Source organism: Leifsonia sp. YAF41, assembly GCF_052113185.1.
In the GTDB taxonomy this organism is placed as follows: Bacteria; Actinomycetota; Actinomycetes; order Actinomycetales; family Microbacteriaceae; genus Cryobacterium.
In genome coordinates this window covers 326,005-350,089 of sequence record NZ_JBFRCS010000001.1, presented here as the reverse complement: position 1 = coordinate 350,089, position 24,085 = coordinate 326,005, and the positions used below count along the sequence as shown (strand labels likewise).

At 62.5% G+C, this 24,085-nt stretch carries 20 protein-coding genes and 2 pseudogenes; 10 read left to right on the top strand and 12 right to left on the bottom strand.

The window, feature by feature from the left end; genetic code table 11:
• The first annotated feature begins 886 nt into the window (after nt 1–886).
• Entirely contained in the window at nt 887–1,441 is a 555-nt protein-coding gene (locus tag AB4Y63_RS01625) for a hypothetical protein (protein ID WP_441789284.1), read from the top strand.
• Nucleotides 1,442–1,714: 273 nt separating this feature from the next.
• On the opposite strand, the gene soxR is transcribed toward AB4Y63_RS01625, so the two are convergent.
• Nucleotides 1,715–2,164, bottom strand: coding sequence for a redox-sensitive transcriptional activator SoxR (gene soxR / locus AB4Y63_RS01620; RefSeq protein WP_441789283.1), 450 nt, complete (start codon nt 2,162–2,164; stop codon nt 1,715–1,717).
• A 120-nt stretch (nt 2,165–2,284) separates the two neighbouring features.
• Between soxR and fdxA the strand changes: the two genes are divergently transcribed.
• From fdxA to AB4Y63_RS01605, 3 genes and pseudogenes are all read left to right on the top strand, one after another.
• Nucleotides 2,285–2,611 (top strand): ferredoxin, encoded by a 327-nt coding sequence (fdxA, locus tag AB4Y63_RS01615; RefSeq protein ID WP_441789282.1) that lies wholly within the window; start codon nt 2,285–2,287, stop codon nt 2,609–2,611.
• Nucleotides 2,608–3,966, top strand: a complete 1,359-nt coding sequence (locus AB4Y63_RS01610) for an FAD-dependent oxidoreductase (RefSeq protein ID WP_441789281.1) — start codon at nt 2,608–2,610, stop codon at nt 3,964–3,966. Before fdxA ends, AB4Y63_RS01610 begins: the two co-directional genes overlap by 4 nt.
• Nucleotides 3,963–4,136: pseudogene (locus AB4Y63_RS01605) on the top strand (flavin reductase); the annotation flags it as partial. The gene AB4Y63_RS01610 and the pseudogene AB4Y63_RS01605, both read left to right, overlap by 4 nt.
• Nucleotides 4,137–4,540: 404 nt before the next feature.
• On the opposite strand, the gene AB4Y63_RS01600 reads toward AB4Y63_RS01605, so the two are convergent.
• Nucleotides 4,541–5,002, bottom strand: coding sequence for an SRPBCC domain-containing protein (locus AB4Y63_RS01600; protein WP_441789280.1), 462 nt, complete (start codon nt 5,000–5,002; stop codon nt 4,541–4,543).
• A 697-nt stretch (nt 5,003–5,699) separates the two neighbouring features.
• On the opposite strand from AB4Y63_RS01600, the gene AB4Y63_RS01595 reads away from it, so the two are divergent.
• Together AB4Y63_RS01595 and AB4Y63_RS01590 are read left to right on the top strand one after the other, a co-directional pair.
• On the top strand, nt 5,700–6,869 hold the full coding sequence (locus tag AB4Y63_RS01595) for a hypothetical protein (RefSeq protein WP_441789279.1): 1,170 nt from the start codon (nt 5,700–5,702) through the stop codon (nt 6,867–6,869).
• 214 nt (nt 6,870–7,083) lie between these two features.
• Nucleotides 7,084–7,740, top strand: a complete 657-nt coding sequence (locus AB4Y63_RS01590; protein WP_441789278.1) for a histidine phosphatase family protein — start codon at nt 7,084–7,086, stop codon at nt 7,738–7,740.
• A gap of 12 nt (nt 7,741–7,752) precedes the next feature.
• Here AB4Y63_RS01590 and pdxY read toward each other — a convergent pair whose 3' ends face one another.
• The 3 genes from pdxY to AB4Y63_RS01575 form a co-directional block, all read right to left on the bottom strand.
• The gene (gene pdxY / locus AB4Y63_RS01585) at nt 7,753–8,604 is read right to left on the bottom strand and encodes a pyridoxal kinase PdxY (protein WP_441789277.1); all 852 of its coding nucleotides are present in this window, start codon (nt 8,602–8,604) and stop codon (nt 7,753–7,755) included.
• 236 nt (nt 8,605–8,840) lie between these two features.
• Nucleotides 8,841–9,080 (bottom strand): CHAP domain-containing protein, encoded by a 240-nt coding sequence (locus AB4Y63_RS01580; protein WP_441789276.1) that lies wholly within the window; start codon nt 9,078–9,080, stop codon nt 8,841–8,843.
• Between the two features lie 716 nt (nt 9,081–9,796).
• Nucleotides 9,797–10,780 (bottom strand): AraC family transcriptional regulator, encoded by a 984-nt coding sequence (locus tag AB4Y63_RS01575; RefSeq protein ID WP_441789275.1) that lies wholly within the window; start codon nt 10,778–10,780, stop codon nt 9,797–9,799.
• A 670-nt stretch (nt 10,781–11,450) separates the two neighbouring features.
• Here AB4Y63_RS01575 and AB4Y63_RS01570 point away from each other — a divergent pair.
• Nucleotides 11,451–12,131, top strand: coding sequence for a hypothetical protein (locus AB4Y63_RS01570; RefSeq protein WP_441789274.1), 681 nt, complete (start codon nt 11,451–11,453; stop codon nt 12,129–12,131).
• A gap of 451 nt (nt 12,132–12,582) precedes the next feature.
• Here the strand turns inward: AB4Y63_RS01570 and kdpC are convergent, their stop codons facing one another.
• From kdpC to kdpF, 4 genes and pseudogenes are all read right to left on the bottom strand, one after another.
• Nucleotides 12,583–13,203, bottom strand: a complete 621-nt coding sequence (kdpC, locus tag AB4Y63_RS01565) for a potassium-transporting ATPase subunit KdpC (protein WP_441789273.1) — start codon at nt 13,201–13,203, stop codon at nt 12,583–12,585.
• Nucleotides 13,204–13,255: 52 nt separating this feature from the next.
• A pseudogene (gene kdpB, locus AB4Y63_RS01560) lies at nt 13,256–15,406 on the bottom strand (potassium-transporting ATPase subunit KdpB).
• On the bottom strand, nt 15,406–17,079 hold the full coding sequence (gene kdpA, locus AB4Y63_RS01555) for a potassium-transporting ATPase subunit KdpA (RefSeq protein WP_441789272.1): 1,674 nt from the start codon (nt 17,077–17,079) through the stop codon (nt 15,406–15,408). The pseudogene kdpB and the gene kdpA overlap by 1 nt, the downstream one beginning before the upstream one ends.
• On the bottom strand, nt 17,080–17,169 hold the full coding sequence (kdpF, locus tag AB4Y63_RS01550; protein WP_441789271.1) for a K(+)-transporting ATPase subunit F: 90 nt from the start codon (nt 17,167–17,169) through the stop codon (nt 17,080–17,082).
• Nucleotides 17,170–17,491: 322 nt separating this feature from the next.
• On the opposite strand from kdpF, the gene AB4Y63_RS01545 reads away from it, so the two are divergent.
• Both AB4Y63_RS01545 and AB4Y63_RS01540 read left to right on the top strand, forming a co-directional pair.
• Nucleotides 17,492–17,902: a hypothetical protein gene (locus AB4Y63_RS01545; RefSeq protein WP_441789270.1), complete on the top strand. Its 411-nt coding sequence runs from the start codon at nt 17,492–17,494 to the stop codon at nt 17,900–17,902.
• Nucleotides 17,903–18,117: 215 nt separating this feature from the next.
• Nucleotides 18,118–18,543, top strand: a complete 426-nt coding sequence (locus AB4Y63_RS01540; RefSeq protein WP_441789269.1) for a hypothetical protein — start codon at nt 18,118–18,120, stop codon at nt 18,541–18,543.
• Here AB4Y63_RS01540 and AB4Y63_RS01535 read toward each other — a convergent pair.
• Both AB4Y63_RS01535 and AB4Y63_RS01530 read right to left on the bottom strand, forming a co-directional pair.
• The gene (locus AB4Y63_RS01535) at nt 18,461–20,905 is read right to left on the bottom strand and encodes an HAD-IC family P-type ATPase (protein WP_441789268.1); all 2,445 of its coding nucleotides are present in this window, start codon (nt 20,903–20,905) and stop codon (nt 18,461–18,463) included. The genes AB4Y63_RS01540 and AB4Y63_RS01535 overlap by 83 nt on opposite strands.
• Nucleotides 20,906–20,935: 30 nt before the next feature.
• Nucleotides 20,936–21,955 carry a glycosyltransferase gene (locus AB4Y63_RS01530; protein ID WP_441789329.1) on the bottom strand — a complete coding sequence of 340 codons (1,020 nt, stop codon included), beginning with the start codon at nt 21,953–21,955 and terminating at the stop codon, nt 20,936–20,938.
• A gap of 315 nt (nt 21,956–22,270) precedes the next feature.
• On the opposite strand from AB4Y63_RS01530, the gene AB4Y63_RS01525 reads away from it, so the two are divergent.
• Complete coding sequence (locus tag AB4Y63_RS01525; RefSeq protein ID WP_441789267.1) at nt 22,271–22,927, top strand: pyridoxine/pyridoxamine 5'-phosphate oxidase; 657 nt, start codon at nt 22,271–22,273, stop codon at nt 22,925–22,927.
• Nucleotides 22,928–23,111: 184 nt separating this feature from the next.
• Here AB4Y63_RS01525 and AB4Y63_RS01520 read toward each other — a convergent pair whose 3' ends face one another.
• Nucleotides 23,112–23,846 (bottom strand): Mut7-C RNAse domain-containing protein, encoded by a 735-nt coding sequence (locus AB4Y63_RS01520; RefSeq protein WP_441789266.1) that lies wholly within the window; start codon nt 23,844–23,846, stop codon nt 23,112–23,114.
• Nucleotides 23,847–24,085: the final 239 nt, after the last annotated feature.

Below are 24,085 nucleotides of genomic sequence, written 5' to 3'. Positions count from 1 at the left end.
GATGCTGGTCGCAGGCTTTGAGCGATCGCCAAAAGCGGTTCAAATGCCCATCATCTACCCATCAGAATCAATTTCAGCAGACCAAAATCGACCGGGTACTTAGGAATCAGCGAACCGCCCGGTTCCCTGTAAACACAAGGGAATCCGCGAGTTTTCGGAGACATTCGGTGAAAACCGAGTTAAGGCTACAGCCTTCAGGGGGTCGCAGGTTCAAATCCTGTCAGCCCGCCCAAAAACCAGAGGGCCGTTCTCGAAACTCCAGGCAAAACTGCCCACAAAGAATCGCTCTTTATGAGAATCGGGAGCGATTTTCTGTTTCCAGGGTGGTTTCGGTCCTTCCGGAGCTTCGCCTAGTCGATTGGGCCTTTTCGGTGAGTGATTTCACTCTGAGTAATGACCTTCTTGGGGCCGAGTAGGTCGGGCAATGATTCGGAGTGAGCGCGCTATGTGGCTCGCGTGACCGTGCCAGAGCGCTGCTCAATTGGGCATATTTTGCGCTTTCAGCCCAGTTCGGGGGGCACTAGGCGGTATTTTGGCGCCCTGGCTACCGAGATAGTTAAGTAACGACGGAAGTTGTCGACACGTCATGCAGGTTGGAAAGGTGCTTCGGCTGAAGATGCGCGAATCGTGGTTATTTGTACTTGGGGGAAAGCTAATTGGGTAGTTCGCGAGTTATGCCAGGGTTTGAAGACGTGCTTTTTGGGGGATCCGAAGAGGAGTCCCGTAAATGACTGGGCAGCCCGGCGGTACCGGGAGCATCGTTAGAAGGACAGTCCTAGCGGAGGCCAAGCACTCATCTGTATCGGCCATAATTGCGGCCATAGTCACGGGTGTTGTCACGGCCATAGTGTCGGCTTCCGCTGGAGTCGCGGCTCAAATACCGGTTGTGGATTTTGTCGTATTTGTGTGCGTTTGGCTTTTTGCCATCCCAGTACTTATCTCGGTTTGGGAGAGCTGTCGGAATGTGATGTTGATCAGTGTCATGATCGTTCTTCTCGGAATCCTCAGTATTGCGGGGATGTTTGCAGCCAGATTCCTGGGTCTCGAAACGGTCTGGATTGCGCTGTCACTAGGGCTGGTGTGTGCTTTGGCTACCGCCGCATTACACGTACGTCGGCTCACACTGGAGTGCCAAAGCCATGCACGTGAAGTGAAAACTGAATCGAGCGCGCGAGTCGGCATGGATTCTGAAGAACTTAACAATCCTCCGGAGGTTTCGAGTCGCGCGTTGCCGGATATCGGTATACGTGCAAAGGCGCTTTCCGTGGCCGAGATTCGCGCTAAACACGCCAGGGCTTACGAGCCTTGGAGCGCGGAGGAAGACGCGAACCTGCGTTCAGGCCATCGCAGTGGCCTCGAGAGCCCTGAGCTTGCCCGTCTGCACAAACGACAGGAGAGCGCAATTCGTTCGCGCTTAGCGAAGCTCCAGTTGACTACGTAGTTCTGTTCGGGCTACGACGAGCCAAGGCCGAGTCGAGCGCGACATCGTTCGCTATGCGGCCTCCTGCTAGTACGGCCACGCAGAACGGCTCCTCCCCGATGGAGGGAGCCCGTTCGCTGATTCCGTGTCGAGGGTCAGGCGGCCGCTGGCGCCTCGAGAAGTGGCGCCCCGGTTGAAGCCGGCGAATGCGAGCGGCCCGCAGAGCGCGATACCAATGAGCCCCGCGTCGATGATGTGTCGAGCCAAGCTCATGTCTCGGGAGGGGGCGAGCCGTCAATCGCGCAGGCGCTGAGGGCCGACGCCCTGGGTGCCGAGAGCATCGTCGGGGTTGAGCAGCGCGCACGCCTTCATCGACAGGCAGCCGCAGCCGATGCATCCGGTCAGTTCGCGTTCGAGGCGCTCGATGCCCTCGCGGCGCTTCTCCAGCTCCCGCTTCCAACGCCGCGAGGCCCGCTGCCAGTCGGCGTGGCTCGGGGTCTCGGTCAGCGGCACGTCGGCGAACGCCGTCTGCACGTCGGACAGCGGGATGCCGAGACGTTTGGTGACCGTGATGAGCGAGACCCGACGCAGCATGTGCCGGGCGTAGCGACGCTGATTGCCGGGTGTGCGGGTCGAGGCGATGAGTCCGAGACTCTCGTAGAAGTGCAGGGCGGAGGCGGCGACGCCGGTGCGTCTGGTCATCTCACTGATCGTCAGCGGCTCGTCGGGTGCGTGCGGACTCATCCGGATGCCTCTCCTTTGATTTGACCTCAAGTGTACTTGAGGTTTTACAGTTGTCGAGTGGCCCCGATGCGGGCCGATCGACCTAAACGAGGACAGCGTGACCCGAACGAAGACCCCGCGATGACCTATGTGATCGCTCTGCCGTGCGTCGATGTGAAGGACAAGGCCTGCATCGACGAGTGCCCAGTCGACTGCATCTACGAGGGTGAACGGTCGCTGTACATCCACCCGGACGAGTGCGTGGATTGTGGCGCCTGCGAGCCGGTGTGCCCGGTCGAGGCCATCTACTACGAAGATGATCTGCCCGATGAGTGGCAGGACTACTACAAGGCGAACGTCGAGTTCTTCGACGAGATCGGGTCGCCGGGCGGCGCCGCGAAGACGGGGATGCTCGCATTCGACCATCCGATCATCGCCGTGCTCGAGCCACAGGGGGAACACGCATGACCGTCGCCGAACCGCGCATCGCCGTCGTCGGGGCAGGACCGGCCGGAATCTACGCCGCCGATATCCTCCTCGGCCTCGCACCGACCGCCTCGATTGACTTGTTCGAGAAGCTCCCGACCCCCTACGGTCTGGTTCGGTACGGCGTCGCCCCGGATCATCCGCGCATCCGCAAGATCACCGATGCCCTGCACGATGTGCTCGTGAACCCGCGCATCCGGCTGCGCTGCAACGTCGAGATCGGCGTCGACGTCGAGATCGACGAGCTCCGTGCGGCGTACGACGGTGTGATCGTGGCGACGGGTGCCGACCTCGATGTCAGCCTCGACATCCCCGGAATCGACCTGCCCGGATCCTTCGGCGCCGCCGACTTCGTGGCCTGGTACGACGGGCATCCCGATGTCGCGCGCACCTGGCCGCTCGCCGCGGAATCGGTCGCGGTGCTCGGTGCCGGCAACGTCGCACTCGACGTGACCCGGATCCTGGCGAAGCACGCCTCCGCCCTGACGGATACCGACACCCCGGCTGCCGTGCTCGATCAGCTCGCCGCCAGCCCGGTGCGCGATGTGCACCTGTTCGCCCGGCGGGGCCCGGCCGATGTGCGCTTCTCCGCGATGGAGCTGCGTGAGCTCGCCGAGCAGGACGACGTCGACGTGATCGTCGACCCGGAGGAGCTCGCCCTCGACGAGCACGCCGAGCGGATGATCGCGCAGTTCTCGCAGCGCCGCATCATCGTGCGCACCATGACCGAGTGGGCCGCGCTCGATCCCGCGACCCAGGCGGCCTCGCGTCGCATCTACCTGCACCTGCGGCAGCGTCCCGTTCGCCTGCTGGGCACGGATCGCGTGACCGGTATCGAGATGGAGCGCACCGCGTCGGACGAACTGGGTCGGATGGTCGGCACCGGCGTGCTGTTGCGCTACGACGTCGGAGCCGTCTACCGGGCCGTGGGCTACCGCTCGACCCCAGTTCCAGGGATGCCGTTCAACGCGGATCTCGGCGTCGTTCCGCACGCCGGGGGGCGAGTCGTGGATGCGGCGGGCGCGCCGATCCCGCGGTTGTATGCTACCGGCTGGATTAAGCGCGGGCCGGTCGGGCTCATCGGGTCGACGAAGTCCGACGCGGCGCAGACCGTCCGCCACCTCGTCGACGATCTCGCCGACGCCGAGCCCTTCTCGCGCGACGCAGCGCTGATCACCCGATTCAGCCACGCAGTCGACCTCGATGGCTGGCTGCGCATCGATGCCGCAGAGCGCGGCGTCGGAGCCGAACGCGGACGTGAGCGGACGAAGATCGTCGACCGCGCGGAGATGCTCGCACACGCGAAGCAGGAGCCGATGACGGAGGCCATCCGATGACCGGGACGCCCGTGCCGACGCCAGTCGGCGAAGGACTCAAGGCCGCGTTCCGCACGCACACTGCCGGCGTCGCGATCATCACGGCATCGACCCCCGATGGCCCCGTCGGCCTCACGGCGTCGAGCGTGGCCTCGGTGGCGGTCGATCCCGCAGCGATCGTCTGGGGCGTCGGGCTCAACCTCGCGCGGGCTGCGAGACGTCCGTCGGACCGGTACTTGACCGGCCGACGTCGCCGATGCATCGTCGAACGTCGACAGCCAGGCATGCGACCGATCGGGAGAACCGGCGGGCATGATCCTGCCCGGCGGGCCAGCTCCCCTGCCCCCGGGCGGCGTTTGGCATGGCGCACCAAACCACGATTCTGCCGTGGATTTGCTCATCATTCACCCATCAGAATCAATTCTGAGCGACCCCTAATGGGCGTCGTGGCGGGTTGTTCCTAAAACTCACAGGCCGCTGAATCACTGGACGATTTTTCGGCACTTTCGCGCACATCCTCTGCGCTCTGCCAAATGATCCTCTACCGGCCGAGCAAGGCGGCCAACTCGTCGAGCGACTCCTCCGTAATGGTGAACTACTGGGTGACACCCTCGAGTAGGAGCACGAGCTCGTCGAGTTCGACGTCCCAGCCCTCTCGGTTCTGGTCAAGACGTTCGCGACGGTAGCGGGTGCCGCCGGGGAGTGTGTCGAAGCCCGATTCGATCACCGTGACATCCGTCCCGGTGCCAGCATCGGAGATGGTGAAGCGTACATGCGTCGAGTACTCGTCGAGCTTTTCGGCGGGGATTCCCGACCAACGGAAGCCGAACGAGTCGTCGGGCACCACTTCGGTGATTTCGATCGGGAAGCTGCCGTAGCCATCCCAGTCGATGCTGCCAGTAGCACCGGGCTCGAGCGCGGCGAACTCCACACCGTCTCCGAACCACTTGACCATCACCTCGGGGTCGGTCAGCGCCTTCCAGACGCTCGCGCGCGAGGCCTCGATGTGCACGGTGCGGGTCACGGTGTGGCCTTTGATTCTTGCCTGATCAGACACGGTGTTTCCTTCTCGTTCGAGCTGAGCGCGACGGGGCATTGCCCGCCGAGCAGCACGTGAAATAGAACGCGCCTCAACGAGCGTACCGATCGTTGCTACTCGCGTTCACGGGCGAGAGAGCCCGTGAATGCGAGTAGCAACGCATCAGCGGTCGGTTCGTGGGATGTCGGAGCCGAATCGGCATCAGTCTCTGCACTGATCTGCAAGGGTTCTGACACCGTATTCGCCTCATCAAGAATGGGGCCGCGAGTCCTTTGATTGACTTTCGGATGGGACCGATTGGCCGACCAGGCGCACGTACCTGCGTCACGAACCAACCAACCCCCTTGGAGATGTGTGGCAGCGGCCCAATCTTGTTCTCCTTGGAATCGGACAATGTCATCCGACGAGTTGGTTTCGACCCAGACAGGCGGGGAGATCGGTCGAGACTCCTCCCGAGGCATCGAACTCAGACAGGCGCAGTCTGCGACGCCGATCAATTGTTCTCGAGCTCGGCCAGGGGAACCTCCTGCTGCAGTCGCGTTGCGGCACAGGGGAATCGTCATCTCGGGCGGCACCATCGACATCGGTGTATCTTCCTCACTGACCGAAACCCGCCAGATTCAGCCCACCGAATCAAACCGCTCCGGGAGCATCCGGCCATGACACTCAACGAGTGACATCACGGACGCACTCGAGGTATGGGAGAGGAATCGAAATGAGAATTCTGTCACGCTCCTGGCGACTCGCCGCCATTGTTCTCGCGGCGGGGCTCCTCGTTCTCCCAGCAGGAGCAGCCGCATCCGCCGCGTCGTCGACCTCGAAGCCAGTGTCCGTGTCGACTGCGGCTTCTGCAGCAAACGACGGCGAGGGCCCACAGTTTTACAGCGGTCTCGCCGTCGACGTCTCGGGTACGGTCGACGGCGACGTGTATGCGTCGGGCCAGAGCGTCACGATCAGCGGCAAGATCAAGGGAGACGTGATCGCAGCAGCCCAGAACATCACCATCACCGGGACGGTTGACGGCAATGTGCGTCTTGCCGGGGGCAGCGTCATAATCAGCGGTGACGTCTCGCGCAGTGGAACAGTCTTCGCGGGGAGCGTGAATGTCACCGACGCCGGATCGATCGGCAACGATCTGGTAAGCGCAGGGGGAGATGTCGCGATCGCCGGGAAAATCGGCCGAGATCTGCTCGTCAGCACCGGACAGCTCACCATTGACGGAACTGTCGGGGGCAACGTCACCTATCAAAGCAACTCCGCCGCACGCATCGCAACGGGCGCAGTGAGCGGCACCGTGGAGCGTGTCGAACGGCAGCCATCACCCGAGGTCGAGATCTCACCTTGGGCCGTATTCGTCGGCTGGCTTCTCGGGCTGCTCTACGCCCTGGTCGCCTTGAGCCTCATCACCATTGCCGCAGCCCTGCTTGTTCCGCGCGTGTTGCAGCGGGTAACAGACCACCTCATCCCGTCTCCCTGGAAGGCGTTGCTCGTGGGGTTCGTGGCATCCATCGCCGTACCCGTTGTGTTGCTCGCCCTCCTGGTGACCGTCATCGGCGCGCCCCTCGCGCTTGCTGGCCTTTTGCTGTGGCTGGTGCTCATGCTTGCGACGTTCGTGTTCAGCGCGTATTACATCGGACGCCTCGTGTTCCGCGGAAACCAGCATCCCGTCGTGAAGTCGCTCGTCGGCGGCGTGATCCTCATCGTCGCCCTGCAGATTCCGTGGCTGAACATCGTTGTCTGGGTCGCCATGGTGTTGTTCGGTCTCGGCGCTCAGCTCCTGGCGATCCACAGTCAGCGGCCATGGCACACCCGGACCGAAACGGATGCGATGCCGCCCGCGGCAACGCCACCAACGGTCGGGGAGTCTCCGCAGACACCAGCCTGACATGCCCAGGAAGGAGCCCAACGAGCATCCGTTGGGCACGCGGAGGAGAGTTAGGCGGGGTCGTTGTATCGCTCAAAGCGGCTCAAATGGCCATCATCTACCCATCAGAATCATTCTGAGCCGACCCGAATTTCTTAAACGCTGGCACGATTCTGAACCTTTCCGGTGATCAAGAACCTCCATCAGAACCGGGGCGCAATACTACTGTTGCCGTATGGTCACAAACGATCCGCTGCCCAACCATCCCGCTCCGGATAACCCCTCAGGGAAACTGATTCTCTTGCGACATGGGGAGACGGAGTGGTCGAAGGATGGCAAACACACCGGGCTGACGGATGTTCCGCTCACGGCCCGGGGAGAGGACCTTGCCCGCGGTGCGGGCCGGTTAGTGGCCGGATACGATTTCTCGCTCGTGCTGACCTCGCCGTTGCAGCGTGCGCGGCAAACTGCTGAGCTCGCGGGTCTTCATGCCGAGGTCGACCCGTTTCTCGTTGAGTGGGACTACGGCGGGTACGAGGGGCGCACGACGCGCGAGATCCGCAACGAGCTCGGCTACAACTGGAGCGCATTTACGCACGGCGTGATTCGTGGTGAAACGCCCGGTGAAACGGTCGAGGAGGTCGCCGCCCGCGCATCGCGGGTGCTCACGCGAGTGCTGCCCGCGTTGGAGCAAGGAGATGTCGCCCTGATCGCACACGGCCATTTCCTGCGCATTCTGACAGCCGTATACCTGAGATTGGCCCCTCGATTCGGTGCTCAAATCACCCTGGATGCTGGATCGGTCTCTGTGCTCAGCTACTACCGCGAGCAGCCGGCCATCTTGTCTTGGAACTACGGAGCTGAACTGCCGATGGTGCCCTCAGAGTCCTAAGGGTCTGATTTCTCAGCGCACGCGTTGCGCGGTGAACTGCATGCGCGGGTGAGCGTAGGAGTCTTGAGCCTGCACGAGCTGCAGTTCTCGCTCACCCGACTGATGCGTCAGCTCGATGAGGTCGAACACGCTGGATGCGGTCCGTTCCAGCGCTACAGCGGCGTCACCTGTCGCGCGGTAGTGCGCCGAGAATAGCGCCGCGGTGACGTCGCCCGATCCGTTCGCTTTGAACGGCAGATGGGGAGTCTGCACGATCCACGCGCCCGCAGCATCCACGGCGAGCATCTCGATGGTGCCAGGTTCGCGGTCGGGGCGCTCCACGCTCGTCACGAGAACGGTGCCCGGTCCCATCGACCGGGCAAGGTCGACGGAGTCGAGCGTCGAGTCCAGCGTCGTCGGCTCGGTTCCGGTGAGGAATCCCAACTCGAACTGGTTCGGAGTGATGATGTCGGCCACGGGGACCACGCGATCCCGCAGCAGGTCGGGGATCTCGGGCGCCACGAAGCACCCGGACTTCGCGTTGCCCATCACGGGGTCACACGCGTAGATGGCCGAGGGGTTCGCCGCTTTCACCCGCCGCACCGCATCCACGATGACGTCGCCGATCCCGGTGCCGCCCTGGTAACCCGAGAGCACCACGTCGATCTGGGGGAGCACGCCACGTTCCTCGATGCCGAGGATCACATCGTGCACATCCTCGGGTGCGATGAGGGATCCGCGCCACGCGCCATACCCCGTGTGGTTCGAGAAGTTCACCGTGTTGACCGGCAGCACCTCGACTCCGATGCGCTGGAGGGGGAACACCGCCGCCGAGTTGCCAACGTGGCCGAATGCGACGGCGGACTGAATCGAGAGAATCTTCACGACGTCAATCTTCCTCCCTTTGAACAGTCCGGGCCGCCGAGGAGCTCGCCGGCATGCGGCTGAAGCGGCTGATCGTGAGTTCGCCGAAGAAACCGGCGAGGATTCTACGTACTGGACGATCGAGGACATCCTCGAGACGGTGCCGAACGATGACACGCGGCAGCAGGCAATCTCAGAAGCCACGTTCGTTGCTCACAAACTCACTGAAGCCAACACGTACTGACGTACGGCCGGCCTCAGGGGATGCTGATGAAGTACACCAGTCCGTTGATGTCATGGCCATAGTCGGCCAGTGACGCCTCGATGCTCTGGTCGACTTTCGGGTCGTTGTCTGGGTCGGTGTGGGCGGTGTACCGAACGGTGATGGTGCCGTCTACTCCGGTTTCTATTTTGGTGACGATGCCGGTGTGATCACGGTCGGACGGGTTCGAGGCGGAAGGCTGCCAGTCGAACTGGATGATGTCGCCGACTTTCACGGCGCCGCGCGCTGCAGGGGAGTCCGGTGTTTCGACGTACCCGTGCCCAGTCAGCCAGTTCCGAAGCTTCGTTGACGAAATGTGGAGCACATTTTCCGGAAGACCTCGGATCAGAAGCGATCGGGACGCGAAGTTGGCGCAGTCTTCATTTGGGATGTAGGAGTGACCCCACGAATAATTCTTCGTCCAAGCGTTCTCTGACACCCATGCAAGTTGGGCTTCTAATCCACGTTCGCCGAGGAGTACCGCTGGGGCGGCTGGCACAGGGTACGAACTCGAGTCAGACGAGGTTGAGGGAGGCTGAGCATCCGTCGTCGACGGTTCAGCGGCCGGCGGCGGGACCGGCGAGGGAGAATCCGCGGCAACGGGCCGGCCGGCTGCTGTGTCCGCGATCACGATCTGACTCACTGTGGCACTCGGAGCACCCAGATGCCAAGCTCCGGTTGAGACCACGAGAGCGCAAGTAGCCACGGCGACAGCGGCCATACCGTACCGATGAAATGCGTGCAAGAGGAACTCCTCAGGTGTTTCCCTGAGGGCATGTGGAGGACTAGCTTTCCGCGACTTGATGTCAGCCTGTTGGCTGGTTCCTTCCGAAACCTACCCGTAGATCCTCGCCGCATTCACAATGGTCAGCATGTCGTCAACTGCCCCGGAGACACCATGCCCCGAAGGGATGAGCAAATCAAGCCTGAACCCAGCTTCTTGAGGGGCGATTAGCGCCTCAAGGTGTCTGACGGGCGTTCGGCGAATCGTTTTCGGTATGCGGCCGCAAAGCGGCCAAGATGAACAAAACCCCATCGTGCTGCTACCTGCGTCACGGTCGCGGTACCAGGCTCGGCGGCCAGAAGCTCCTTGCGCACCTCCTCAAGCCTCAAGTCGCGAAGGTATTGCAGGGGGGAGGTGCCAAGTGAACTGCGGAAGTTCTGCTGCAGGCTGCGTACGCTCGTCGAGGAAGCGGCGGCGAGTTCGGCCGCAGTCCACGCGTGAGCCGGGCGGGCACGCATCAGTTCCACCGCCTCAGACACTGCACGCGCGCCCGCGAGCGGCGGAGCGGCCCGAAGAATTTCGGAGTAGTTGTGAGGTTGAGCGAACAGCAGACTATGCACCAATGCTTGTTCAAGACGGTGCGCCGCGAGCGGGTGCTGGAGCATCCCGTCCGCTTGGTCTGACGCGGCATTGATGAGTCGGAGTGCCTGCAGCACTGTGCCTCCGGCCGCAGAGGCTAGGTCCAGGGCCATTGAAAACTCCAGCGGTGTCCCGAGGTTGCGTCCAAGAAGGCTCTCCAGTTCGAACCGCAGTTCAACCTTCGGGAGCATGAGGGCGATCTGGGCGAATTCGTCGTCACAGTCGAGATCGACGGGAAGACCGGGAGCGAAAATTGCGGCGGTCTGTGGAGTTGCGTACACCGGGTCACGAGGGCCGGCTTGCATCCTCGCCCTGCCTGCGACGGGGATGTCGACATGGTAGTTCGCGGCTTCACCGGTCTGAATTCGCATGGCGACCCCGAACTCCAGGTACCCGACAGTCACGCGTCCAATCTTGATTGCGTTCAGGGACATGTCGAGGGAGGTCGAAGCGGATGCCGACGGGAAGTCCACCGGTAAGTACACCTCGCTCAGCGCCTGTCGCGCCACATCGAGGTCTCGGGAGGAGACGACGGGATGACGACTGAACGCCTTACGAAATGTCGACTGCATATCTCGATTCTCGCGTAGAGAAGCTCCGTAGGCCCTGGGGCCGCTACGTCTCGCGTGAATGGGATCACGTACGCCGCGCGTTTCGGATTTCGTGCGCACCTGCGGACCCTTAGCTTTGGAAGGACATCGCCGGGGACTTCGTCGGCCCCGTCTGAACGCGGATCTGCCAGGAGCGATTCCAGCGGCCAACAGCAAAGGACAGGACAGACGTCATGATGCAGTGCCCGAAATGTCAAGCGCGGACTCGCCTTGCCGACAACGAGTTCTTTGGAATGGGCCTCGCCGTTCATCGCTTCATTCGCATCTGCGATCAGTGTGGTTGGATCGCCTTCGAGTCCGGCGCAGAGCCGAGACTTGAGGCGGAGCAGCCGGACGCTCGCCAGTGGGACCGTCTCCGGCGCGCGCTTCGACGCGTCTGGAGGTCGCCATGGTCGCGACATCCCCGCACACGCGGTAGTTGACACCACCTCTGGCCGTCCCATCCCCAAGCGCAGTGTCATTGATGGAAGTGTCCCGAGTCGTTGACTGCAGCCGTAGTACCGAACGGCAAGGACCTCCGTACGCACCGGTACCCTCCCGCAACGCCACTGAAAGTCGTAGAACACTCGTGCACGCGCCCAAACGTCAGTTATGCCAGTCAGTTTCACATCGGTTGCGGCAATGTCAGCACATGGTGCTGGGTCCACTTTTCTGGGGATGGTTCAAAGCGAAGGCGCAGGAGCAACACGAATGGCGATACCCGACAGGGCCATCCGAGATCACCATCGCCGGAACCGGCCCCGCCCGTATCCTCGTAATTGGCGACGGCCCCGCGGCCGGTTTCGGCGTGCGGACCCACCAACTGGGAATCGGCGGACATCTGGCCAGACACCTGTCCGGACAGATCGAGGGCGGAGTTGTGGTGACTGTCGTGGCACAGCCGGCCGCGTCGGCTCGCTCGACCCGCAAACGCCTCGGCGATATTGACGTCGAAGGCTATGACTCCATCGTGCTCATGCTCGCAACAACCGACGCTTTTTGCCTCACTAGTCGCCGCAGTTGGCGGCGCAACATGACCGCCCTCGTGCACGCCCTGAAATCCACGGATGCATCATCCGTGTTCGTGACGAGCGCCGCCAGTCTGCATTTGGCAAGGCCTCTCGCCCCGCTCGTTCGCCGGATAACCGGGAGGCACGCGCGAACGCTCAATGTCGAGACCAGTCGAATCTGCGCACAAACAAATACGCCAATGATTCCATTAGATGCCGCCTCCGACCTCACATCCCGCACCTATGCAAAGTGGGGTCGCCGTATCGGTACGCACGTCGCAGGCTCCCTGCTGAGGCAACCGTCTTCCAAACAACCAACGTGAACTCCCACGCAGCGTGCAAGTACCGGATGGCTCTCACGTGACTCCTCATGCGACTGCGGCTCGGGCGACTCAGGCACCGTCGACGCGCGAGAAAGCAACACGCCAAAGGAAATGATGAACATAACGGGCTCAACCATCGTCAGGTTGTACCTGACCCGAATCTCATTTCGTTACGTCGAGACGCGCGTGCCGGTGAACAGGCATGGCCAGATTCCCGCTGTGCTGGTCGACCCGAAGAGTGTTGCTGGATCGGTCATCGAGGGGGTCTGGCTTGGAGACAGCCGCGACTATGGCCCGGACGGAATCAACTACGTTCTCATTAGAGCAGGAGCGTCTTGAAGCTTCCATCAAGCTCGAAGTCAGCGATGGTTTCTTGTTTTGTCGGGTGGTCGACGGTTTCGGAGCATGGCGCCATTCTGGCTCCTCATCGGCAATGCTTCTCCGGAACCGCTCAGCCGTTGCCCGCCGGATTGAGCTGGGCCAGTGCGATGTTCAGTTGTAGAACGTTGATCGTCGGCTCGCCGAGAAAACCGAGATCCCGCGCCTGCGTCTGCGAGGCGACAAGCTTCGCGACAATGCCCGGGTTGAGATGGCGTGCCGCGGCCACGGCGGCGACTTGCAGCATCGCGTAGTCGGTCGAGATGTGCGGGTCGAGCCCGGAACCGGACGCCGTCACTGCGTCGGCCGGAATGCGACCGGCTGACACACGGTCGAGCATTGAGATGGATGCCTTGCGCTCCAGGATCACCTTCAGGAGGTCCGGATTGTTCGGCCCCAGGTTGCTGCCGCTCGAGCTTCCTGCGTCGTAGCCAGTGCCGGCGGCCGAGGGGCGCGACTGAAACCACTGCGGCAACGGATTGCCCTCAGAGTCGGTGAACGACTGGCCGATGAGGCTCGAACCCACGACGGCACCCTGCGAACTGACTGTCGAGCCGTTCGACTGCGCGTTGAATGCCAGTTGGCCGATCGCCGTGACGACGAGCGGATAACCGATGCCGAGAACCAGGGTGAAGACGAGAAGCGCACGCAGAGAAGCCCAATATTGCCGTACAGCACCACGCGGTGACTTCATGATCCGTCTCCAATCCCGTCTTTCTCGTCGCCCAAGTCAGTCAAAGTAGTCGTTAGAACCCTGGCAACAAACCAATCAGAAGGTCGATCAGTTTGATTCCGATGAAGGGCGCAATGATTCCGCCCACGCCGTAGATCAGCAAGTTGCTGCGCAGCAGCAGTGAGGCCGAGGTCGGACGGTAGGGCACACCGCGCAGCGCCAGTGGGATCAGCGCCAGGATGATGATCGCGTTGAAGATCACGGCCGAGAGGATCGCCGAAGACGGCGAATGCAGCCGCATGATGTTGATCGTTTCCAGCCCCGGAAATGTTGCGACGAACATGGCGGGGATGATCGCAAAGTACTTCGCGACATCGTTGGCGATCGAGAACGTCGTCAGAGCGCCGCGGGTAATCAGCAGTTGTTTGCCGATGCCGACGATGTCGATCAGCTTCGTCGGGTCGGAGTCGAGATCGACCATATTGCCGGCCTCCTTGGCCGCCGACGTTCCCGTGTTCATCGCCACACCGACGTCCGCCTGAGCCAAAGCCGGCGCGTCGTTGGTTCCGTCGCCGGTCATCGCGACGAGGCTTCCGCCCACTTGCTCGCGTCTGATCAGAGCCAGCTTGTCCTCCGGAGTCGACTCGGCGAGAAAGTCGTCGACGCCCGCTTCGGCGGCGATCGCTTTTGCCGTGAGCGGGTTGTCGCCGGTGATCATGACGGTGCGGATGCCCATGCGTCGCAGGTCAGCAAACCGGGTTGCGAGTCCGGCTTTGACCACATCCTTCAGGTAGATGACGCCGTGAATCGTGACGACTCCGGTTTCACTCTTCGACGCCACCGCCAGCGGAGTGCCACCCACCGCAGAGATCCGATTGACGTGCTCGGCGAGGTCATCCAACACCGGTTACGAAACAGGGGCGACCTCTTGCGCCCAGGCGATGACCGACGCTGCCGCACCCTTGCGAATCTGATGTCCATCACGAAAATCGACCCCGCTCATGCGCGTCTGTGCGCTGAACGGCACGACGTCACCACCAAGCGTGCCGGTCTGTTCGAAGCCGAGTTTCTGCGCGAGCGCCACGACCGAAGAGCCCTCGGGAGTGGGGTCGCTGATCGAGGCCAGCGACGCTGCCTCGATCAGTTGCTGCTGGTCGGCCCCACCAACGGTGAGGAACTCGGTTGCCTGGCGATTTCCGTAGGTGATGGTTCCGGTCTTGTCGAGGAGAAGCGTCGTGACATCGCCGGCCGCCTCGACGGCCCGGCCCGACATCGCCAGCACATTGCGTTGGATCAGCCGGTCCATTCCGGCGATTCCGATCGCCGAGAGCAGGGCGCCGATCGTGGTCGGAATCAAACAGACCAACAGTGCGACGAGAACGGGAACGCTGGCCGCGGCATCCGCGAAGGCTGCGACGGGGCCAAGCACCAGCACGACGACGACGAAGATGATTGTCAGACTGGCCAACAGAATGTTCAGAGCTATCTCGTTCGGCGTCTTCTGACGGGATGCACCCTCGACCAATTGAATCATCCGGTCGACGAAAGACTCGCCCGGCCGGCTCGCAATGCGCACAACGATTCGGTCTGACAGCACACGGGTGCCGCCGGTAACGGCGCTGCGGTCCCCACCGGATTCACGGATGACGGGGGCCGACTCCCCGGTGATGGCCGACTCGTCGATCGAAGCGATGCCCCAGACGATGTCACCATCGCCGGGGACGAGCTCACCGGCTGTGATGATGACCACGTCGCCCAGTGACAAGTCTGCCGACGCAATCTGCTTCGTCGTCGCGTGCGACGCATCCGGATCGCTCTGATCGTTGTACTCGACGACGAGGTTCGCGTTGGTGGTCGTGCGTGTCTTACGCAAGCTTGCCGCTTGGGCCTTGCCGCGCCCTTCGGCAACTGATTCAGCAAGGGTTGCAAACAGCACGGTCAGCCAGAGCCACACCGCGATCGACCAGGTGAAGGCGAGCGACGGCGTCGATGAGCTAGCAGACTGGCTGAGATAGGGCTGAGCGATGGCCAGCACCGTGGTCAGCAGGGCGCCGATCTCAACGATGAACATGACCGGGTTGTGCCACATCTCGATCGGGCTGAGCTTTCTGAACGCGCCGGGGAGTCCGTTGATCAGCTGCTTCAGACTGAAGGGAGCTTGCGCGTTCTTCGGGCCCGGCCGCTGGCGTTCGGTCGGGGATGCGGCGAGTGTGGGCGTGGACATTAGTGGAGTCCTTCCGCCAGCGGTCCGAGGGCCAGTACCGGGAAATAGGTCAGTGCGGTGACGATCACGATGGTCCCGATGAGCAAGGCGACAAAAAGTGGTTTGTGGGTGGGGAGAGTTCCGGAGGTTTCGGGTACTTTGTCTTGCGCGGCGAGGGAGCCGGCCAACGCGAGCACGAAGACGATCGGCAGGAGTCGGCCAAGAAACATCACTGCCCCGAGTGCGGCGTTCAGCCAGGGGGTATTCGCAGTCAGACCGGCGAACGCCGATCCGTTGTTGTTCCCCGCCGAGGTGAACGCGTAGAGCACCTCGGAAAAGCCATGGGGGCCGGGGTTCAGAATCGACACTGATGCGACGTTCTCTTCGATCGCCGGGATCGCGAAGCTCAGCCCGACGCCCAGGAGCACGAGGACGGGGGTGGTCAGGATATAGAGGCTCGCCAGTTTGATCTCGCGTGAGCCGATCTTCTTGCCGAGATACTCGGGTGTGCGCCCGACCATCAGCCCCGCCAGGAAGACGGCGACGATTGCCACGATCAGGATGCCGTAGATTCCCGCCCCGATGCCGCCCGGCGCCACCTCGCCGGTCATCATGTTGAGCATTGTCATCATGCCGCCGAGCGGCGTATAACTGTCGTGCATCGAGTTGACGGCGCCGGTCGAGGTAAGAGTCGTGGCGGTGCCGAACAAGGTGGAGCCGAGGATACCGAATCGTTGCTCCTTGCCTTCCATCGCACCGCCCGCGGCCTGGGTTGCGACGCCGCTTCCCTGCAGTTCGAACAGGGTCAACGCGGTGAGCGAAGTCAGCAGGATAACCCCCATCGCGGAGAGCACTGCGTAACCTTGGCGGTTGTCGCCCACCATCTTGCCGAAGGTGCGCGGAAGCGAGATCGGGATGAGCAGCAGCAGAAAAATCTCGACGAGACTGGTCCAGGCCGTCGGATTCTCAAACGGATGCGCCGAGTTGACGTTGAAGAACCCGCCGCCGTTGTTGCCGAGCAGCTTGATCGCCTCCTGAGAGGCGACGGGGCCGCCCGGGATCGTCGCCGGGGTTCCGGTCAGGGAGGTGATGTGTTCGAACCCGTTGAAGTTCTGAATCGTGCCGCCGACAATCAAGATGACCGCGGAGATCAGCGAGATTGGGAGCAAGATGCGCACTATCGCGCGCGTGACATCCACCCACATTGAGCCGATCGTCGTCGATCGCACGGAGGCGAATCCGCGGATCAAGGCAATGCCGACGGCAAGCCCCACGGCGGCGGCGAGAAAGTTCTGCACGGCAAGGCCCGCCATCTGAACGGTGTAGCCCACGGTGACCTCGGGCGAATACGACTGCCAGTTAGTGTTGGTGACGAACGAGATCGCGGTGTTGAAGGAGAGCCCCTCCGGGACCGCCGGCAGCCCGAGTGAGTAGGGCAGAACCGCTTGCGCGCGTTGCAAGCCGTAGAGCAGCAGGATGCCGAGGGTCGAGAATGCGAGCACACTGCGTAGGTAGAGCGGCCAGCTCTGACTCCCCGACGGGTCGACTCCGACAAGTCGGTAGAACCCGCGCTCTATTTTCAGATCGTGTGTGCTCGTGAACGTGGCGGCCATGTAGTCGCCGAGTGGTCGATAGCACAGGCCGAGTAGAAGGATGAGCGCAGCGAGCTGGGCGAGGAACAGCCAGAGAGTCATTTAGAACTTCTCCGGCTTGAGCAACGCGTAGATCAGATAGCCGATCGAGGCGACAGCCAGCAGGGCAGCGAGAATGTTGAAGAAGATCACAGCTTCTCAATTCCTTTGCCGATCAGGCCGACGATGGCGGCCAGCGCGAGAATCCCGACAACGCACAAGAGGTCCAACATAGGAGCCACCTCAGTTCCGCAGTCGCTCACTCATCAGTTGCGTGTGCAGCTGTCTCGTGCGCGAATTGAACGATCGACAGCGCCATACAACTCCACAACGTCATGGATCGGAAGTGCTGTTCCTCGTGGGGGCGTCGTTATGGGTTCGGCTCTGATTCGCGAAGAACCTCGCGGGTCACGGGGCGATCTCGGAGTCGTCGGCTGGCCCATTACGGACCCCGCCGACCGTCTACGCTGGCGGCATGAGCGAAAGATCGACCCCCACCCGCTTCCGCATTCGCTGGGGCTGGTTCTTCGTATGCATCGTGCTGGGACTTATCGCCATCATGATCGGGTGGTTCGCGGCACCTGCCGCTTCGCACCTGGGCTATCTCGCCGGCGTGCTGGCCAACGTCGGTACCACGCTGCTATTGGTGGGCATCGTGGTGCTGCTGGAGCGGCGGATCATCGACAACGCGGTGCGTGTGGTCCGTACCGCGAACGAGCAGTCAAACGAGGCGATCCGAGTCCAGATTCAAGACCTCGAGGACCGGTTGGCCGCCGAATGGGAGTCCGTGACCACCGAGAATCTCGCCGAGAAGAAGTCTGAGACTTCTCGGCTCACCGACGATTTCACGAAGCGGATCGTGAACGAGGCCAAGCGCGAGGAGTAGTCCCGATGGCCCACGTGGAGTGGTCTGCGCAATTTCGGCCGGGTCGATCCCGTCCGAACAGCAGGCTCACCCCAGTGCTGCCTTGGAATCGTCGAGTTACGAGCATGCTGCGTCAGCACGAATGATGCGCGCCGGTTTCTGATTTCTGCCCGGCCTCCCGGCAATTCGTTGTCGTTGCCGGTGCGGTTCGAAGAGTCACATCATAGGATGCTCGTATGTCGAACGTGGCACCGACCGAGCCGCCGGTCGAGCTTGTCGCGGCAACGGTGCTCACGTACGTCGTGGGCGTTTTGGGGATATTGCTGGGCATCCTGCTGATGTTCATTCGCTATCTGCCGAACTTGGAGCACTCGTCTGTCGGCTCGATCGTCACGATCGTCGGTGCTGCGACCGTGCTCCTGGGGCTATTCGTGATCGCGCTCGCCTCTGGTCTTACACGTGGACGACGCGATGCACGTATCTTGCTGACCGTTCTGTTCTCGATCTCGTTCGTGCTCGGGGGGCTTGTCTTGGTGCTTGATCCGGACGACATGTGGTTTCGACTCGTCGACCTGTTCCTTAGCGCGGGGATCGTTGTGGTGATGTGGACGGGGCGCGTTGCACGCTTCTTCGCACGTAGCGGCGGTGCACGAACCGGATGATCTCGATCGCGCCGATCGTCAGAGTCGACACCACGAGCACCAGCAATGCCGTCGTCAGCGACAGGTCGACCAGCACAAAAAAGTGACGCGCGAGCGGTATCGAGTAGGCCAGAATCAGTCCGATGAGCATCGAGCCGATGATCAGGATTTTCCATCCGTCAATCGGACGCGACAGAACGATCAGCACCCACAGCCCGACAACAGTGAGGATGAGGGTGGAGCCGGTGCGCAACTCGTCTATGTTGATGCCGGCGCTGGTCGCAGCCAATGAATATAGTGCAAGCGCGACTGCGATCACCAGGCCAGCGGGGACGGCGAAGCTCAGCGCCCGGTTCAAGAACCCGGGGATATAGCGCCGGGTATTGGGCATGAGGGCGAGGAAGAACGCCGGAATACCAATGGTGAGTCCGTCAGTAAGCGCCAGTTGCCGGGGAAGGAACGGGAATTCGAGCAGGAGCGCCCCGAAGATGACGGCAAGCGCGGTCGCGTAGGCCGTCTTGGTGAGGAAGAGCATCGATACCCGTTCGATGTTCGCGATCACCTGCCGGCCCTCGGCGACAACCCGGGGCAGGTGGGAGAACTTACTGTCGAGGAGCACGATGCGGGCGACCGCTTTCGTGGCGGCTGAACCGGACTCCATTGCGATGCCGATGTCGGCTTCCTTGATCGCGAGCGCGTCGTTGACCCCGTCGCCGGTCATCGCAACGGTATGGCCTGCTGTCTGGAGTGCCTGGACCATGGCCTTTTTCTGTGCCGGAGTCACTCGGCCGAAGACGACGGTGTTTTCGAGGATTTCGGCCAGCTGTGTTTGGTCTTCAGGGAGTTCTCGCGCGTCGTATCCGTGCGGTGCGTCGAGTCCCACCTCGCGCGCGATGGCCGCTACGGTCTCCGGGTTGTCGCCCGAGATGACGCGCACCGTCACGCCCTGATTGGCGAAGTAAGCAAGGGTCTCGCGAGCGTCAGGCCGTATGCGCTCCTGGAAGGTGAGAAGGGTGACCGGCGTAGGCGCTCCCGGCAATCGCTCGGCCTGGACATCGTCATCGGAGAGTCGCTGCGGTATGCGCGCGAGGACGAGCGTGCGCCGCCCGGATGCCGCCAACTCGACCGCCTGTCGCCGCAACTCCGTGTTACTCGGGGCTTCGCCGGTGCGCGCAGGGAAGACCATTTCCGGTCCACCCAGTATCCAGGTGCCCGACTCGGCGTCGCCGAACGAGACGGCGCTCCATTTGCGGGCAGATGAGAACGGGATGCGGGCATCCGGATCCGAGCCCGGTTGCACAGTGAACGCGGCAGTGAGGCAGCGGGCGGTGGCATTCGCGTCGGGTTCCGACCCGTACCAGGCAAGCACGCGATCCCATCCGGTCGGCGGGGTTGTTGGCACCGGATGCGCGGCGTCGAAGACGATGTCGCCCTCGGTGAGCGTGCCGGTCTTGTCGAGACAGATCACGTCAATGCGGGCGAGGCCCTCGACCGCCGGCAGCTCCTGGACGAGCACCTGCTGTGTGGCCAGCTTCAGCGCTCCGAACGCGAACGCGATGCTGGTCATCAGCACCAGGCCGAGCGGGATCATTGCGACGACGGCGGCGATGGTGTTCACTGCCGCCTCTCGCCAGTGGCCACTTGCGATCGCCGTCGACCATCCGCCATACACGAACATCTGGGCATTCAAGACGAGTAGTGAGATGGGGCCGATCACCCAGGTCAACCATTTCAGGACCTTGTTGATGGATGTTCGCAGCTCGCTCGTGACAAGCGAGAACTTCTTTGCCTCCGTGGCCAGTTGATTGGCGAAGGAGTCCGCGCCGACGCGAGTGACGACAGCGTTCCCTTCGCCACCGACGACGATCGACCCCGAGAGCACGTCGGCGTCTGCCATTTTGTCGATCGGGTCGGATTCGCCGGTGAGCATCGATTCGTCGAGCTGGAGGCGCGTGGCAACCGTGACCGCGGCGTCGGCCGCCACCTGGTCCCCGGCGCGTAGAACGAGCAGGTCGCCGAGCACGACGTCGGCGACTGCGATCTCAGCGACTTCAGAATTCCGCACTACTCGAGCAGACGGTGCATGCAGGAGTGCGAGCCTGTCGAGGGCTGCCTTGGCACGGAATTCCTGAACCGAGCCGATGACCATGTTTGCGATCGCGCTGAAACCGAACAGGGCATCCTGCCACCGGCCGAGCAGAAGCAGTACGAGGAAGCACGCACCGATTATCGCGTTGAACAGGGTGAACGTGTTGGCGCGGATGATGCTCCACGCGCTGCGGCTTGACGCGTCTTTGAAAGCGTTGGTCTGGCCGTTGGCGACCCTCTCGGCGACGTCGGCCGAACTCAGCCCCTGAACAGCGTCCGTAGGGACGATCGTCATGTTTTTCCCCTCGTAACTGGAGATTACTGCTCAATTTCGGCGCGTCGCCGACACTCTGTGAAAAATCTCACAGTCCGTGCCGCCGCACCCTTGGTGGTGACGGTATCGGTGGACACCACGCGAGGTGGGATCCTCACGTCTGGTCCAATCGGCTAGGCGCCGTGTGGCCGCGGGCACGCAGCATGAATGCGCTGCCCGCGGGCACGCAGCCTGAATGGCTGATGCCGGCGGACGCACGTGCGAGCACGCAGAGTCCGAAGGGGACGGACGCGACACTCGCGATCGAGCTGAGCTCACGTACGAGGCTATGAGCTGCTGGCGTGCTTGAGTTTTCGCCGCATGGCGCGCTGAATTTTGTCGAGCCCAGAGCCGGGTAACGGCGAGATCGGAGAATTTTCGGGCTGTGCGCTGCGCGTTCTGTCGCATCCTGGTCACCTGCGCGGGTTTCAGACGCTGCAGTGTCAGGATCGTTTCGGTGAGGGCGGCCTCGTCGCCTGCCGGCACCAGGAATCCGTTGCGGCCGTGGGTGATGATATCGGCGGGCCCGTAGGGGACGTCGTAGGCGATGGGGATACAGCCCGCGGCCATACTCTCAAGAAGAACAAGCGCAAACGCCTCGGATCGTGAGGTGAGGAGCAAGAACGATGCTGAGGCGAGGTTCGCTCGAGCATCATCACGGTGTCCATGCATCCGAATCAGATCCGACCGACCCTGCGCCTGGATTAGCTGTTCGAGTGCGGGGCGCTGGTCACCATCCCCGTAGATGTCGAGCGATACGGGTTGAGTGCTGGCTCCGGCTGCGGCGATGGTGGCGCGCACGGCATGGTCAACCCGTTTCAATTCACTCAGCCGGGAGATGACAACGCCATGTCCCACGGGGCGAGTGACCGAAACCTCAGTGTTGACGCTCAGGTCAGTGCTGTTGGGGATCACAGTCAAATTGGGCACCGGCCCGAGCAGCTGTTCGATATCGGACTGCTGACGACGGGTGAGGACGACGACGGCATCGAATGCGGCAAGGTTGTGACGGGGTGCCCCCGCGCAGTCGATCGAGCCAGAACCGGTAGAGCCCCCAGATCGACCCCCAGGACCTCACCGGTCGACCGGCCCTGTCGCAGAGCACGACTGAGCGACCGCCCAGGGTGCCGGGGTTCAGGACATCGCGACGATTACTGGCCAGAAGAGTCCCATCGAGTCGGTAGTAGTCAACCTGGAGGGTGCTCGAGTCGGCGGCGAATCGGGTCCGTGTGAGTTCGCGATCACCTCGTGATCCGCTCGAGTGTTCGGGGCTGGTGTCAAGTGGGGCAAACGGCACCTCTATCGGTCTGATTTCTTGGCCGAACGAGAGCGTGCCACGCTGTACGGATGACGCAGATGCGAGACGAGCTGGGCCAACTCAAGAGCTTGGTGGGAACGGCTCCCACGTTCGATGTGGAGCACATTCCTCTCGACCCTCGCGCGCTTTTCATCGACTGGTTTCGAGACGCCGTCGACGCCCGTGTTCCTGAACCTCATGCGATGACGCTCTCAACCCTCGGCGCAGACGGAATCCCCGATGCGCGGGTCCTGATCCTGAAAGACGTGACCGAAGACGGCTGCTGGGCGTTCGCAAGCGGGATCAGTAGCGTCAAGGGCTCTCAACTGCACGCGAATCCTGTCGCGGCGCTGACGTTCTACTGGTCGTCTCAGATCAGATCGATTCGCCTCCGCGGACACATTGAAGTCGCCTCAGTCGACGAGAGCGTAAAGGACTTTCGGGAGCGCGGTGTCGGAGCCCGGGCAATCGCGTTGGCCGGCACGCAAAGCGACGCCATTCGCGAACCCTCGAGCGTCATTCACTTGATCGAGGAGGCCCGTCAACGCCTCAAGCATGACCCGGAGCAGACCTCAGCCGGATGGACAGTTTGGCGGCTGCGACCCATCTCAATCGAGTTCTGGCAAGGGGACGCCACCCGCAACCACCTGCGGATTCAGTACCAACGTCACGGTACCGAATGGACGTCGCGACGGCTCTGGCCATAGCGGGACCGTCCAGAACGCGTCTCGGTCGCCCAGTTCCCATCGCCCATGCGGGGATCAGGGCAACTCTGGTCGCTGCGTGATTCCGAACATCTGTGTGCTCCGCAGCTAGCATCGGTGCATGGCGCTCGTGTACTGGGCCGAGCTTCGTCTCCTGTTCCTCGCCATGAGTCGACGATGTTGTCGGCTACCGCGAGGAACTTACTCCTGGCTCGTGTCTGGTGGCCTGACGCACGAGCGCCTCAAGTCGTTGGCTGTGCGCGCCGCGCCAGTACACCCAATCACAATTGGTGCACCGCGAAAACGAGCGATAGGTGCGGAGGGTTCCTGGCTCGAGCTGGGCCGCGACCTCTGCGGCGGGCACCTCTGCGAGGAGCGCCCCGCAGCGCAGGCACCGCGTCCACGGCGCGAGTCGCGGGGCGAAGCGACTGAGGACGTCGTCCAGCTGCGCGTCCACGTCGCCTGAACGGATGAGCGCACCGTCGTGCACGGTTTTGCGGAAGAGCAGTCCGCGATCTCGGGTGAGCAGCTCCCGTTGCTCGGTTGCGGAACGGGCGGCAAGCTTGGAGTCATCGTCATCAGGTTCATAGGCCGCATCGAGGCCGAGTAGCCGCATCCGTCGCGTCAGCGTGCCGAGGTGTACGTCGAGCAGGAAAAGACCGGAGCTCGGCTGCGGTCGTTCCCGAGATTCGACGTCGACCGCTGACGAGTTTCCGATGTGTGTCGTACGAAGTGCCTCGTGGCCGATCTTGTGACCATCCACGGATGCGGACCCGACTTCGGTCACCGGCACGCCCAAGACTTGCAGGAGATGGGCCACCGTTTCTGTGGGAGCGGCGTCACGGACGACGTGGTCCCCCCGGTCTCGCCTGGGCAGCAGAGACCGAAGTGAAAGATCGACATTGACAGTGACTTGCGGCACCTCGACATCGTGCCTGCTCAAGATGGGCGCTCGCTGGGCTAACTGGCTGAACGGTTCGCCGCATCGGCTTCCGATGCGCGGCCAGCGATCGCAGTGGGATTTGGTTACGTCCCAGCGGCCTGCTCACAAGAGGAAGTACGGCAGGCCCGAGCGTCGGGTCACCGTCGTAGTCAAGTCCGCCAGGGGAGTGAGGAACGTCAGGGAGAGTTCGGCGAACAGGGACATACCTCATCGGACAT